Annotated in this window: 16 protein-coding genes; 10 read left to right on the top strand and 6 right to left on the bottom strand. The window is 64.8% G+C overall.

Features of this window, described 5'->3' with window-relative positions:
• Positions 1-60 precede the first annotated feature (60 nt).
• Positions 61-2307, top strand: a complete 2247-nt coding sequence (locus tag FGK64_RS08565; RefSeq protein ID WP_138863401.1) for a chemotaxis protein CheA — start codon at positions 61-63, stop codon at positions 2305-2307.
• 60 nt (positions 2308-2367) lie between these two features.
• Here the strand turns inward: FGK64_RS08565 and FGK64_RS08560 are convergent, their stop codons facing one another.
• The 6 genes from FGK64_RS08560 to nthA form a co-directional block, all read right to left on the bottom strand.
• Positions 2368-3273 (bottom strand): DMT family transporter, encoded by a 906-nt coding sequence (locus FGK64_RS08560; protein ID WP_138863400.1) that lies wholly within the window; start codon positions 3271-3273, stop codon positions 2368-2370.
• A complete protein-coding gene (locus FGK64_RS08555; protein WP_138863399.1) occupies positions 3254-3493 on the bottom strand; it encodes a DUF2842 domain-containing protein in 240 nt (79 codons plus the stop codon). Before FGK64_RS08555 ends, FGK64_RS08560 begins: the two co-directional genes overlap by 20 nt.
• Positions 3494-3520: 27 nt before the next feature.
• A complete protein-coding gene (locus tag FGK64_RS08550) occupies positions 3521-4816 on the bottom strand; it encodes an adenylosuccinate synthase (RefSeq protein WP_138863398.1) in 1296 nt (431 codons plus the stop codon).
• A 106-nt stretch (positions 4817-4922) separates the two neighbouring features.
• The gene (locus FGK64_RS08545; protein ID WP_138863397.1) at positions 4923-5243 is read right to left on the bottom strand and encodes a nitrile hydratase accessory protein; all 321 of its coding nucleotides are present in this window, start codon (positions 5241-5243) and stop codon (positions 4923-4925) included.
• Complete coding sequence (gene nthB / locus FGK64_RS08540; protein ID WP_138863396.1) at positions 5240-5911, bottom strand: nitrile hydratase subunit beta; 672 nt, start codon at positions 5909-5911, stop codon at positions 5240-5242. The genes FGK64_RS08545 and nthB overlap by 4 nt, the downstream gene beginning before the upstream one ends.
• The gene (gene nthA / locus FGK64_RS08535) at positions 5908-6528 is read right to left on the bottom strand and encodes a nitrile hydratase subunit alpha (RefSeq protein WP_138863395.1); all 621 of its coding nucleotides are present in this window, start codon (positions 6526-6528) and stop codon (positions 5908-5910) included. Before nthA ends, nthB begins: the two co-directional genes overlap by 4 nt.
• A gap of 139 nt (positions 6529-6667) precedes the next feature.
• Here nthA and secG point away from each other — a divergent pair, with 139 nt between their 5' ends.
• The 9 genes from secG (at position 6668) to FGK64_RS08490 (ending at position 13870) form a co-directional block, all read left to right on the top strand.
• On the top strand, positions 6668-7036 hold the full coding sequence (gene secG, locus FGK64_RS08530; RefSeq protein WP_138863394.1) for a preprotein translocase subunit SecG: 369 nt from the start codon (positions 6668-6670) through the stop codon (positions 7034-7036).
• Between the two features lie 168 nt (positions 7037-7204).
• A complete protein-coding gene (locus tag FGK64_RS08525) occupies positions 7205-8848 on the top strand; it encodes a CTP synthase (protein WP_138863393.1) in 1644 nt (547 codons plus the stop codon).
• 97 nt (positions 8849-8945) lie between these two features.
• A complete protein-coding gene (locus tag FGK64_RS08520; RefSeq protein WP_246057710.1) occupies positions 8946-9596 on the top strand; it encodes a DUF1007 family protein in 651 nt (216 codons plus the stop codon).
• Positions 9581-10465 (top strand): nickel/cobalt transporter, encoded by an 885-nt coding sequence (locus FGK64_RS08515; RefSeq protein ID WP_138863392.1) that lies wholly within the window; start codon positions 9581-9583, stop codon positions 10463-10465. The genes FGK64_RS08520 and FGK64_RS08515 overlap by 16 nt, the downstream gene beginning before the upstream one ends.
• 61 nt (positions 10466-10526) lie before the next feature.
• Complete coding sequence (locus tag FGK64_RS08510; protein WP_138863391.1) at positions 10527-10994, top strand: tellurite resistance TerB family protein; 468 nt, start codon at positions 10527-10529, stop codon at positions 10992-10994.
• A gap of 42 nt (positions 10995-11036) precedes the next feature.
• Complete coding sequence (locus FGK64_RS08505) at positions 11037-11474, top strand: tellurite resistance TerB family protein (protein ID WP_138863390.1); 438 nt, start codon at positions 11037-11039, stop codon at positions 11472-11474.
• Positions 11471-12208 carry a phosphate/phosphite/phosphonate ABC transporter substrate-binding protein gene (locus FGK64_RS08500; protein WP_246057709.1) on the top strand — a complete coding sequence of 246 codons (738 nt, stop codon included), beginning with the start codon at positions 11471-11473 and terminating at the stop codon, positions 12206-12208. The genes FGK64_RS08505 and FGK64_RS08500 overlap by 4 nt, the downstream gene beginning before the upstream one ends.
• 128 nt (positions 12209-12336) lie before the next feature.
• Positions 12337-13113, top strand: coding sequence for an ABC transporter ATP-binding protein (locus FGK64_RS08495; RefSeq protein ID WP_138863389.1), 777 nt, complete (start codon positions 12337-12339; stop codon positions 13111-13113).
• 28 nt (positions 13114-13141) lie between these two features.
• On the top strand, positions 13142-13870 hold the full coding sequence (locus FGK64_RS08490; protein ID WP_138863388.1) for a transporter substrate-binding domain-containing protein: 729 nt from the start codon (positions 13142-13144) through the stop codon (positions 13868-13870).
• The last annotated feature ends 24 nt before the right edge of the window (positions 13871-13894 follow it).

Below are 13894 nucleotides of genomic sequence, written 5' to 3'. Positions count from 1 at the left end.
CTTTTGACGTGCTGATAGGGGTAACCTTTGGCGTATCGACAAGCAGAGGACGCGCATCGGATGGTTAACAACAACAAGATCCTTACCGTTTCCTACGGCACGTTTTCCTGCACCTTGGAAGGCTTCGAGGATGCGTTCGGAACGATGAAGGTGATCGCCGAATACTTCCGCGATCTGGCCGCAGATGACCGTTTCTTCGGTGCGGAGCCTCCGCAGATCGACGCCGAGATGCTGGCCCATATCGCCCAGCGCGAGATTTCGCGCCAGGTCGAAGCGCGCCGCGATGACACGGGCATTGTCCTGCGGGCAAGCGATTATCACGGTACTGCACCTGCGGCACCGGCCGAGTCTCCCTCGCACACCAGTTATGCTCCGGTGCCAACCGCGCCAACGCCGACGCCCGCCCCCACGCCCAAGGCGATGCCCGAGCCGACCGTGGCCGCACCTGCCGCGATGCCCGTTGCCGAAGCCGAAGAGGTGGCCCCCCAGCCTGCCCCGGAACCCGACAGCATTGCCGCGAAACTTCAGCGTATCCGCGCCGTGGTGTCGCGGGCCGAGCCGCAGCCCGCACAAGAGACAGAGGACGATTACGGGACCGATCTGCTTGTCGGTACGGTCAGCGATCTGTCCGAGGCGCTTGCGATTGATGACGTGGCAGAAGCCGAAGCCGCCGCTCCGCAGCCTGCCGCCCCGGATGAAATCGGCCAGGCGTTGGCCCGGATCGACGCGGCAAGCATCAAGCAAGACAAGGCCGTGCCCGACGATGTCGATCTGTCCGACCTGTCGACCGGCCAAGACCTGCATGGTTATGACGAACACTATGACCCTGAGGATGACTCGGTTATCGCGCTGTCGGTTCTGACGCAGGTGCGGGATGACCCGACGCCTGATGCGGTGGCGTCCGATGCATCGGCAGAAACCGGCGAAGACGATGCAGAGACCACGCCCGACGCCGATCTGGTCGAGGAAGAAAATCCCGAAGACGCCTTTGGGACAGCGGATCTGGCCGACACGCCCGAACTGGATGCAGATGCAACCGACGCCGACGAAGCGGTGGCAGAGGCAGAAGACCGGGGCGACGACGACGGGCTGTTCGACGATCCGGACGCCCCGGAAGCCTTTGGCCTTGATCCGATGGCCGCTGTGATGGCCGCTGACGCCCCCGAAGAAGATGCCGAAGAGACCGACAAGGAAGAAGACGAGATCGTCAACCTGCTCGATTCGGACGACGACGCGCCGCGTGTTCTGCGCATGTCGCGGAGCGAGCTGAACGCCGCGCTGGCCGCAGGCGAGATCGAAGAACTGACCGACGACGTCGACGGGTCTGACGCGGCAATAGCAGAGGTCGTGTCAGAAGATGATCTTCCCGAGGATGACATCGACACATCGCTGTTTGCGCTTGATGACGACGAAGACGAGGATGGCGACGCCGAAGAACTGTCCGCCTCGACCCTCTCGGGCGAAGACGAAGCTGACCTGATGCGCGAGCTGGCGGCCGTTCAGGCGCAATTCGCCGCTGCAGAACCGGATGTGGCCGAGGCTGAACCGGACATGGCCGATGCGGAAGCCCCCGAGGAAGACCATGCAGCCGTGCATCAGCCGACGCCGCACCGCCTGCGTCAGGACACGACACCGGCCAAGTCCGAGGATGACCTGTCGCGCCTGATGGCAGCGGCAGAAGAAAAGATGGAGGATGAACAATCCTCGACCAACCGCGCGACCTATACCCAGTTGCGCGCCGCTGCTGCCGTTGCCGCCGCCGATCGCGCCGCCGGGCGCCCGACGCAGGACGATGCAGAGGATGGCGCCTATCGCGACGATCTGGCCAGCGTGGTGCGCCCGCGTCGCCCCGTGTCGGGGTCGGGCCAGCGCCCGGATCGCCCCGCGGGCACGCGACCCGCACCGCTGAAACTGGTGGCCGAGCAGCGCATCGATCTGGACACCATCGCCAAGGATCGCGGCCCGGTGCGTCCGCGCCGTGTAGCGTCAGAAGACGAAGACATCATCGCCGATGCCAAATCGGGCGGCTTCGCCGAATTCGCCGACCGGATGGGCGCCTCGGACCTGTCCGAGCTGCTGGAAGCGGCGGCGGCCTATATGTCGTTCGTAGAAGGGCGTAACCAGTTTTCACGCCCGCAGCTGATGAACAAGGTCCGCCAGATGGAAGGCCAGGAGTTCAAGCGCGAAGACGGATTGCGGTCTTTCGGGCAGCTGCTGCGCGATGGCAAGATCGAGAAAACCAGCGGCGGCCGCTTTACCGCCAGCAGCGATATCGGGTTCCGCCCGGACCGCCGCGCCGCCGGGTAAACGCCGCTGAAACAATGCCTTGCGCCGGGTCGTTCATACAACGGTCCGGCGCAAGGCGTTTCAGTTGGGTCGCACCTGTTTGCCCCGCCACATGATGAACAACCCCGACAGCAGGATCAGCGCCGACCCGGCGGCCATCGCCCAGGTCAGCCCCTCGCCAAAGACCAGAACGCCCAGAGCGGTGCCGAACAGAAGGCGCGTGTAGCGGAACGGGGTCACGGCCGAGACATCGCCAGTGCGCATCGCCTTCATCAGACAGCTATAGCCGGTCACGCCCGCCAGCACCGCCCCCGCCAAGCCCAAAGCGGCCGGCGACCCGGGCAGGACAAACGCCGCGCCCTGCCAGAGCGAAAACAGAATGCCCGCGACCACGATCGCCAGAAATCCGTATAGCCCCAGCATCGCGGTGGGGATGCTGGCGGGGGCCGCGCGGCTTGCCAGATCGCGCCCGGCAAAGCCCGCCATGCCGACCACCGCCAGCAGCGAGAGCATCGAAAAACTGTCTCCGCTGGGCTGGACGATCACCACGACTCCAAGCAGGCCAATGAAAATCGCCGTCCATCGCCGCCAGCCCACGGGTTCGCGAAACACCAGCGCCGCGCCCGCGACCACCACCAGCGGAGTCGCCTGCAGGATCACCGTGGCGACCGATAGCGGAATCAGCGCAAGGGCAAGCGTATAGAACAGCCGCCCGGTGACCTCGAACAGCACGCGCCAGCGCATTGGGCGCGAAACGACCTCGGGGATGAACAGCGGCGCGCCGTCGCGCCAAAGCAGCGCCGCGAACACAACCGCACCGCCCAGCCCGAACAGGATCATGACCTGCCCCACGGGCAGCGTAGCGGCGGCCGCTTTCAGCAGCGAGTCTTCGATAGCGAAACTTGCCATCGAGGCAATCATCCACAAGCTGCCCAGACGGTTGGCAGCCTGCATATCGGCGGCGGCGTTAGCGCCCGGCCCCGTCATTCTTGCCGGCCTCCGGGTCTTCGCGCCCGACGCCCTTGAAGATGAACTTGAACGGCAGCGCCCACAAAATGCCCAGCCCCACGTATACCGCCAGTTCAACCAGGATGGACGGGCGATCCAACAGCGATACGACCGTGACCGCCACCACGATATAAAGCGGCAGCCCGATCAGCAGAATGACAAGCGACCAGCGCCGCCGCGCCTTGTAGCTGAGTGCCATGGCACCCTCCGTTTGGCTGGCCTTCGCCTAGTCGGCGAAGGGGTCTGTCACCAGAATCGTGTCGTCCCGCTCGGGCGAGGTCGACAACAGCGCGACCGGGCATTCGATCAGTTCCTCGACGCGGCGCACATACTTGATGGCCTCGGCGGGCAGATCGGCCCAGCTGCGCGCGCCCTCGGTCGATTCGGACCAGCCCGGCATTTCCTCGTAGACGGGCGTGCAGCGCGCCTGCTGTTCGGCGGCCATCGGCAGGTAGTCCAGCCGTGTGCCGTCCAAGTCGTAGCCTACGCAGATCTTCAGCGTCTCGAACCCATCCAGCACATCCAGCTTGGTCAGCGCGATTCCGTTCACGCCGCTGGTGGCGCAAGTCTGACGCAAAAGCGCCGCGTCGAACCAGCCACACCGCCGCTTGCGCCCAGTGACAGTGCCGAATTCACGGCCTCGCTCGCCCAGGCGCTGGCCATCGGCGTCGTGCAATTCGCTTGGGAACGGGCCTTCCCCGACGCGGGTGGTATAGGCCTTCACGATGCCCAGAACATAGTCGATCGAGCCGGGGCCGATGCCGACGCCGGTCGCTGCTTGCCCCGCGATCACGTTGGACGAAGTGACAAAGGGGTAAGTGCCGAAATCAATGTCGAGCAGCGCGCCTTGCGCGCCTTCGAACAGGATGCGTTTGCCCGATTTGCGCTTTTCGTTCAGCACCTTCCAGACCGGAGCGGCATAGGGCAGGATTTCTGCCGCGATCTCTTGCAGCTGGGCAATCAGCGCGTCGCGGTCGATTTCGTCGATGCCAAGGCCCCGGCGCAGCGGGTTATGGTGCTGCAAGGCACGATCAACCCGCGCCGACAGCGTTTCGGCATCCGCCAGATCCGCCACGCGTACCGATCGGCGCCCCACCTTGTCTTCATAGGCCGGGCCGATACCGCGCCCTGTGGTGCCGATCTTGGTCCCGGCTGAAGCCGCTTCTTCCCGCGCGCGATCCAGCTCGCCGTGAATCGGCAGGATCAGCGGGGTGTTTTCCGCGATCATCAGCGTTTCGGGCGTGATTTCCACACCCTGCTCGCGGATCGAGGCGATTTCCTTGACCAGGTGCCAGGGGTCCAGCACCACGCCGTTGCCGATGACACTCAGCTTGCCGCCGCGCACCACACCCGAGGGCAGCGCGTTCAGCTTGTAGACCTTGCCGTCGATCACCAGCGTATGGCCCGCGTTGTGACCGCCCTGAAAGCGCGCGATGACATCCGCGCGCTCGCTCAGCCAGTCCACGATCTTGCCCTTACCCTCGTCGCCCCACTGGGCGCCGACCACGACGACATTGGCCATTAGATGGTCCTCTGATTGCGAATGGATCAAACCCGCGCCGGTATAGCGGCGCCGTTCGACCAGCGAAACCGCAAATTCGCGCGCCGCGCGGGAAAGGCGCGGGGCGTCAGGTTTCGTCGATATGTACGGGCTGGCCGTGGGGTGTTGCCAGATACGCGGCCTCCCACCGGGCGCGGACCTCGGCTGTTTCCGGTGCGGGGGCCGCTCCGGTTTCGGCCATGAAGGTTTCCAGCGTTTCCAGCCAGGCGATAAAGTAATCGTCACCGCCATCCAAGTCGCGCGCCAGCCCGTGCCGCGCCAGCGTGGCGCCGAACCGCTCGGCCCAGCCAGGCCATGTAAAGCGCCCCGACTCGGACAGGTGCACCGTCAGCGCAAAGATCTGCGCGTGCCATGGCTCGGCAAAGGCGGGTTCCTTCGGGCGGCTCATGCGGCGGTCAGATAGGATTGCCACAGGTCGATCACCACCTCGTCGCGGGGGTGTTCGGGATGCGCCCAGAGTTCAGAGGCCGGGAAGGCCACCGCGTACACCGGCTCGGGCGCTTCGCCCAGACCGTGGGCATGGGCATCGGGCAGGATGTGATTTCCGTGGCAACGCAGCACCTTGCCCCGCGCGCCAGCGGCATAGGCCGGCAGCCGCGTGTGCCCGCCTTCGACCAGCTGGCTGTCGGCGGGGCGGCGCACCAGCACCGCCTGCCCCGGTTGAAAAATCGGGGCGGGCCCGGCATCGCGATCCACCGGCCCGCCACGCGACAGCGCGGAGGAAACGGCCTCGGCAGCCAGCTTGCGGGCCGCCAGCGGGTGCGGCGCATCGGTTGCGTCGCCGGTCAGCTCCGAGGCGTCGAGCACGCCGTTTTCCACCAGCAGATCGGCCGTCGCCGCGATCCATTTCTCGTAATAGCTGAAGCGGTTGTAATCCGGGCCCAGCCTCTCGCGGGCGTGGCGCGAAATATCAAGGTTCCACTGCCCCAGCGCGCCGGCCGCCAGCGTCAGCGCCAGCGCGCGGCCGTGCCAGTCGTCGTGAAACACCTCGCCCTCGGGGTCGGGGATCACCGGTCCGTCGCCAAATCGGCCGCCCATATCGTGCACGCGGGTCATGCGGCGGCTCCCGCCAGCGCCGTGCCGATCATCGAATCGCGCGAAACCAGCGCGGCCAACTCCTCGCGGCTGAGGCCGTCGGTGCCTTCGGGTCGCATCGGGATGACAAGATAACGGACCTCGGCGGTTGAATCCCACACGCGCACGGCGGTGTCGGGCGGCAGCGCCACGCCGAAATCGGCCAGCACCTTGCGCGGCTCGCGCACCGCGCGGGCGCGATAGGCATCCGATTTGTACCACGCGGGCGGGATGCCCAGCAAAGGCCACGGATAGCAGGAACATAAGGTACAAACGACCATGTTGTGAGTCTCGGGCGTGTTTTCCACCGCCACGATATGTTCGCCCTGCCGTCCGTAATACCCCAGCGCCGAAACGGTCGCCGTAGCATCGGCCAGCAAATCGGCGCGAAAGCCCGGATCGCTCCAGGCGCGCGCGACCACATCGGCCCCGTTTTTCGGGCCGATCTTGTTTTCATAGGTATCGATGATCGCATCCAGCGCCGCCGGATCGACCAGACCGCGCCGCACCAGTACCGTTTCCAGCGCCTTGACGCGCAGGGCGGGATCGGAGGGCAGCAGGGAATGAGGGTGGGCATCGCCCGAATGGTCATGTGGCATGGGCGCAGATTGCACGCTTGTTTCCCACCTGTCCACACGCGCGTCCATGTGTCCCTGCCGCAGGGCGGCAAAGCTCTCTTGCCCCGCGCGGCAATCTTGCATAGATACCCCCCGTTACTGACCGGAGCCGAACAATCGCATGGAAAACGTCGTTCTCATCATCCACCTGATCCTTGCCTTCGGGCTGATCGGGATCGTTCTGCTCCAGCGCTCGGAAGGCGGCGGCCTTGGAATGGGCGGCGGTGGCGGTGGCGGCGCGATGAGCGGCCGCGCGGCGGCAACGGCCCTGGGCAAGCTGACATGGCTTCTTGCGGCAGCTTTCATCTGTACCTCGCTGGCGCTGACGATCATCGCGGCGGAAAAAGCGGCCGGCACTTCGGTTCTTGACCGTCTGGGCGATCAGCCCACACAAGGCGAAAGTGCCGATCCGTTGCCAGTGCCGGATGCGGGCAACCTATTGCCCCCGACACAGGGCGACGACGCCCCGCTGGTGCCGCGCGCCGACTGACACCAGTCTACAAGACCTTGCCGACAGGTTAAGAACCGCAACAGCATCTTGCGGTTCTCTTGCCCTTGGCCGACGAATCCTCTATAGGTGAACTCCCGTGGGCAGCGGTTTTTCGGGAGCCGCCGATCACTTATTTTCTGCGAACACTCACGGGAGCCAGCAACACCTATGGCGCGTTTCATCTTCATCACCGGCGGTGTGGTTTCTTCGCTTGGCAAGGGCCTTGCCTCGGCGGCGCTGGGGGCGCTTCTGCAGGCGCGTGGGTTTTCGGTGCGCCTGCGCAAGCTGGACCCCTACCTGAACGTCGACCCCGGCACGATGAGCCCGTTTGAACACGGCGAGGTATTCGTCACCGACGACGGCGCGGAAACCGATCTGGACCTCGGGCATTACGAACGCTTCACCGGCGTCGCCGCCCGCATGAGCGACTCGGTCAGCTCGGGGCGGATTTATTCGACCGTGCTGGAGAAGGAACGCCGGGGCGATTATCTGGGCAAGACCATTCAGGTGATCCCGCATGTGACGAATGAAATCAAAGATTTCATTGCCATCGGCGAGGACGAGGTCGATTTCATGCTGTGCGAGATCGGCGGCACCGTGGGTGATATCGAAGGGTTGCCGTTTTTCGAGGCCATCCGCCAGTTCAGCCAGGACCGCCCGCGCGGTCAGTGCATTTTCATGCATCTGACCCTGCTGCCCTACATCAAGGCGAGCGGCGAGCTGAAGACCAAACCGACCCAGCACTCGGTGAAGGAATTGCGCTCGATCGGGTTGGCGCCCGACATTCTTGTCTGCCGCTCGGAAGGGCCGATCCCGGCCAAGGAACGCGAAAAGCTGGCGCTGTTCTGCAACGTGCGCCCCGACAGCGTGATCGCCGCGCAGGATTTGAAATCGATCTACGAGGCGCCGCTGGCCTATCACCGCGAAGGGCTGGATCAGGCGGTGCTGGATGCGTTCCAGATCACCCCGGCGCCGCGCCCCAACCTGGACCGCTGGGAAGACGTGGCCGACCGCATCTACAACCCCGAAGGCGAGGTGAAGGTTGCGATTGTGGGCAAGTACACCCAGCTGGAAGACGCCTATAAATCCATCGCCGAGGCACTGACCCACGGCGGCATGGCGAACCGGGTCAAGGTGCGTGTCGAATGGGTCGATGCCGAGATTTTCGACACCGAAGATCCGGCGCCCCACCTGGAAGGGTTTCACGCCATCCTTGTGCCCGGCGGCTTTGGCGAACGCGGCACCGAGGGCAAGATCAAGGCGGCGGAATTCGCCCGCACCCGCAAGGTGCCCTACCTTGGCATCTGCCTGGGGATGCAGATGGCGGTGATCGAGGCGGCGCGCAACGTGGCCGGGATGAAGACCGCCGGGTCCGAGGAATTTGACCACGAGGCCGGCAAGAAGCGGTTTGAACCCGTTGTCTATCACCTGAAGGAATGGGTGCAGGGCAACCACACCGTGGAACGCAAGGTCGATGACGACAAAGGCGGCACCATGCGCCTTGGCGCCTATGACGCCATGCTGGCCGAGGGCAGCAAGGTGGCCGAGGTCTACGGCAGCACTCAGATCGAGGAGCGCCACCGCCACCGCTATGAAGTTGACCTGCGCTATCGCGAAAAGCTGGAAGAGGTCGGGTTGAAGTTTTCCGGCATGTCGCCCGATGGCCGCCTGCCCGAGATCGTCGAATGGCAGGATCACCCGTGGTTCATCGGCGTGCAGTTCCACCCCGAGCTGAAATCGAAACCCTTCGAGCCGCACCCGCTGTTTGCCGATTTCGTGCGCGCAGCCAAGGAAACGTCGCGGCTGGTGTAATGCGGTGCAGGCGCCGGTTTCCGCCGAAGGCGGTGCGGCGCGCTTGCAATGACTTGGCCGCCTTGATTTGTTTCGCGGCATAACCGGGCGGTTGGCCATGAAACATCTGATCTATATCTGTGCGGTCCTGCTGCCCTCTCTCGCAGGGGCGCATCCGCATATCTTTGTCGACACCGGTGTCGAGCTGATTGCCGACGATGCCGGACGGCTGGCGCAGGTCAAGGTCACCTGGGCCTATGACGATTACTACTCGCTGTTGATCGCGCAGGATCTGGGCATCGATCAGGATTTCGACGGGCAGGCCTCGGACGCGGATCGCGAGACGCTGACCGGCTTCGACATGAAGTGGATCGAGGGCTTCAACGGCGATCTAGCGCTGCGGATTGACGGGGCCGAGGTTGCCTTGTCACGTCCCATCGCCCCCACCGCTGACCTGACAGGCGGCCGCATCATCACAACCCATCTGCGTGATGTGGCGGACACTCCGGTGCTGGGCGGGGCCATGGTGGAAGTGCTGCCCTATGACGCGACCTATTACACCGCCTATGACGTGACGCTGCCGGTGCGGGTGACGGGGGCCGAGGCCTGCATGATCGAAACCGCCCTGCCCGACATTCAAGGCAAGCTGGCGGAGTTGCAGGACCAGTTGCAACTGCTGGACCGCGATACCGACATCGCCGACACCGATCTGCCCCAGCCGGGCGCAGCCTTTGCCACGCGGATCACGGTGCAATGTCCCGGCGTGTGATCGGCCTTGCCTGTCTTGGCCTTCTGGCGGCGTTGGTCGCGGTCTGGCTGGCGGGCGGGTTCGATGCCGTGGCCCGGTTCGCCGCGGCCGAACAGCGCGAGTTCCAGAACACGCTGGCGCGGGTGCTACGCGAATTGCGCGCCGGAACAGCGGGCGCGCTGGCCGGTCTTCTGGTGGTCAGTTTTGCTTATGGCTTCTTTCATGCAGTCGGCCCCGGTCACGGCAAAGTGCTGGTGGGCGGCTATGGGCTGGCGCGCGATGTTCCGGTGGCCCGGCTGGCGGCGATGGCGGCATTGTCTTCTGCCGGGCAGGCGGTGACGGCGATTGCGCTAGTGCATGGCGGTCTGGCGCTGTTCCAGCTGACACGCGAGCGGATGGTGGGCATCGCCGAAGATGCGCTGGCCCCGCTGAGCTATGCCGCCATTGCCGCAATCGGGGCGTGGCTGGCCTTTCGCGGCGCGCGTCGGATCTGGCGCGCGCGTCCACATCACGACCACCATCATCACGGCACTTGCGACAGCTGCGGGCATAGCCACGGCCCCTCGGTCGAGGATATTCGCGCCACGCGGGGCTGGCGCGACATGGCAATTCTGGTCGCCGGGATCGCAATGCGGCCCTGCACCGGGGCCGTGTTCGTCTTGCTGATCACATGGCAGATGGGCATCGCGGGCGCCGGAATTGCCGCGGCATTTGCAATGGCGGCGGGCACCGCGCTGGTGACGGTTCTTGTTGCCCTTGCCGCCGCCGGTCTGCGCGGAGGCATGCTGACCGGGCTTGCCGGGTCGGAAACGGCGCGGCGCGCGGGCGCTTTGATTGAAGTTTCGGCAGGGCTTGCCATTGGAACACTGGCGCTGGCGATGTTGCTCTGACCTGCCGGGGCGAAGTGACAAGCCGCTTGGCGGCTCAACTGATACGGGATAATCTGCGGCCATGCTGAACAAATTCTTCCAATCGTTCCGCCCGAAGGAGCCACCGCCCGCACCCGATCCGGATGCCGAACTGGCACTTGGCGCATTGCTGGTGCGCGTGGCGAAATCCGACCGGATGTACAAATTTGAAGAAATCAGCCTGATCGACCGGATTCTGGCCCGCATGTACAGCCACAACGCGATCGAGGCCGCCCGCGTGCGTGCCACCTGCGAAAAGCTGCACGCCGCTGCGCCGGAAACTGATACCTTTGGCAAGCTGATCCGCGAAACCACCACGTTGCCTGAACGGCTCGCCGCGCTGGACGCGCTGTGGGAAGTGGTGCTGGCCGATGACGAGGAATCCGAGGGCGAGGTCAAGATCGTCGAGGACGCGCGCCGCGCCATGGGCCTGTCCGCCGCCGACAGCGAAGCTGCACGGGCACGCATTCTTGAACGCAATGGCGCCGAACCTGCCGCCGAGCAGCCATAAATCGGCCTTGGCCCTTCGGGGCGGATTGCCTATATCTCCTGCATGTTTGCAGATTTCCTGAAGCGCCTTGTTGCGCCTGAACCGGCCCCGCTGAACGATGGTGACGCGCGGCTGGCGCTGACTGCCCTGCTGGTGCGCATCGCCCGCTCGGACAACGATTATTCCCCGGCCGAGGTCGCCCAGATCGACCGCGTGATTGCCCAGCGCTATGGCCTGAGTGCGGCTGAGGCCGCCGCCCTGCGCGCCGAAGCGGAAACGCTGGAGGCCGAGGCTCCCGATACGGTACGCTTCACCCGCGCGATCAAGGATGCGGTGGATTACGATCATCGCCGCGCGGTGGTGCAGGCGATGTGGTCGGTCGTGCTGGCCGATGGTGAACGCGCCGACAGCGAAAACGCGCTGATGCGGCTAACGGCCAGCCTGCTGGGCGTGACGGATCAGGACAGCGCCCTGGCCCGGCAGAAGGCAGACCGCAGATGATCGCGATGCTTGGCATGTACGACATGCCCGCTATCCAGCCGGTGAACGATCGTTACTGGCAGGCGATTCGCGACCACCTTGGCCACGGCCCCGCGCGGCTGACCCGTGACATGGATTATTTCGAAATGTGGGAATCGCCCGATCTGGTGCTGGGCCAGACCTGTGGCCTGCCCTACCGTTCGCGCCTGCATGACCGTGTGCAAAAGATCGCAACGCCCGATTACGCGCTGGATGGCTGCCCCGCCGGGCACTACCGCTCTCTCATCGTGATCCGCGCTGGCGAAACGCCCGACATTGCGGCGCAAAACGGGCGGCGGTTTGCCTATAACGAAACTGCCTCGCAATCCGGCTGGGCCGGGCCGACGACCTTCCTTGCCGCCAGCGGCGTGACGCCGGGGCAGTATCTTGGCACCGGGGGGCATTTGAAATCGGCCCACGCCATCGCCCGGAACGAGGCGGATTTCGCCGGGATCGACGCACTGACATGGGCGCTGATCCGCGATCACGATCCGGTTGCTGATGGATTGCAGGTGATCGCGGCAACCCCGTCGACGCCCGGGCTGCCCTATATCTGCGCGCCCGGTCAGGATGCCGCCGCCCTGCGCGCGGCCATTTCGGCGGCCATGGCCGACATCGGCGCTGCCGACCGGCGCGCGCTGCATCTGAACGGGCTGACCGACATCCCGCTTGAGGATTATCTGAACGTCGCCACCCCCACTGTTCAGCCCGTCTAACCGGCATCTGTTTGCCTTCCGTTTCGTCAACCAACCGCTTCCGGCGGACCAAATGCCGCATTCTGCGTTGCAATGCGGGCGATTTTCCGCCCTAGTAGGCAAAATCGGAAAAAACAGACGGATCCCGCGTGTCAGCCGCCCAGCCCGTTATCGAACTGAAGAACATCCACAAAAGCTATGGCGCTCTCGAGGTGCTCAAGGGCGTGTCGATTACCGCTGAACGCGGGCATGTGGTATCGCTGATCGGGTCGTCCGGGTCGGGCAAATCCACGCTTCTGCGCTGCGCCAACCTGTTGGAAGACAGCCAGCAGGGCGACATCCTGTTCAAGGGCGAACCGGTCACCTGGGCCGGATCGGGCGCGGCGCGCCGCCCCGCCGACGCGCGCCAAGTGCTGCGCATCCGCACCAACCTGTCGATGGTGTTCCAGCAGTTCAACCTGTGGTCGCACATGACGATCCTGCAGAACGTGATGGAGGCGCCGCTGACCGTGCTGCGCCGCGACCGGGCCGAGGTGGAACAGAAGGCGCGCCAGTATCTTGACAAGGTCGGCATCGGCGACAAATGCGATGTCTACCCGGCGCAGATGTCAGGCGGCCAGCAGCAACGCGCCGCCATCGCGCGCGCGCTGTGCATGGAGCCAGAGGCGCTGTTGTTCGACGAACCCACCAGCGCGCTGGACCCGGAACTGGAACAGGAAGTCGTGAAGGTCATCAAGGACCTGGCCGCCGAGGGGCGGACCATGCTGATCGTGACCCACGACATGAAACTGGCCCATGATGTCAGCGATCACGTCGTGTTCCTGCACCAAGGCCTGATCGAGGAAGAAGGCGCGCCCGATACGCTGTTCGGGGCGCCCAAATCGGAACGGCTGCGCGGCTTCCTGTCCGCCACGCACGCCACCTGAACAACAACAACCACTGGGAGTAACCATTATGAAGACCCTTATCCTTGGCACCGCCGCCCTTGCGCTGAGCGCCGGTATGGCCCTGGCCCAAAGCGACACCATCCGCATGGGCACCGAAGGCGCCTACCCTCCGTACAACTTCATCAATGACAAGGGTGAAGTCGACGGGTTCGAGCGCGAGCTGGGAGACGAGCTGTGCAAGCGCGCCGAGCTGACCTGTGAGTGGGTCAAGAACGACTGGGATTCGATCATCCCCAACCTGGTGTCGGGCAACTATGACACCATCATCGCGGGGATGAGCATCACCGAAGAACGCGATCAGGTGATCGACTTTACCCAGAACTACTATCCGCCCACCGAATCCGCCTATGTCGCCCTGTCGACCGACGTTGACGTGATGGGTGGCGTGGTGGCCGCGCAGACCGCGACCATCCAGGCCGGCCACGTTGCCGAAAGCGGCGCGACGCTGGTTGAATTCGCCACGCCAGAGGAAACCGTCGCCGCCGTGCGCAACGGCGAGGCCGACGCGGTGTTTGCCGACTACGACTATCTTGTCCCGCTGGTCGAGGAATCGGGCGGAGAGCTGACGTTCGTGGGCGAAGGCGTCCCGCTGGGTGGCGGCATCGGCCTTGGCCTGCGCGAAAGTGACGGCGAGCTGCGTGACAAGTTCGACACGGCGATCACCTCGATGAAGGAAGATGGCTCGCTGAACGAGCTGCTGGTGAAGTGGTTCGGCGACGGCGTCACCACCTACTGATGCATGGCTGCGGCGCGACCAATG

It is taken from the genome of Arenibacterium halophilum, assembly GCF_005938225.1.
GTDB lineage: Bacteria > Pseudomonadota > Alphaproteobacteria > Rhodobacterales > Rhodobacteraceae > Arenibacterium > Arenibacterium halophilum.
Note: the sequence above shows the minus strand (reverse complement) of the source record. Positions and strands in the feature narration are given on the sequence as shown.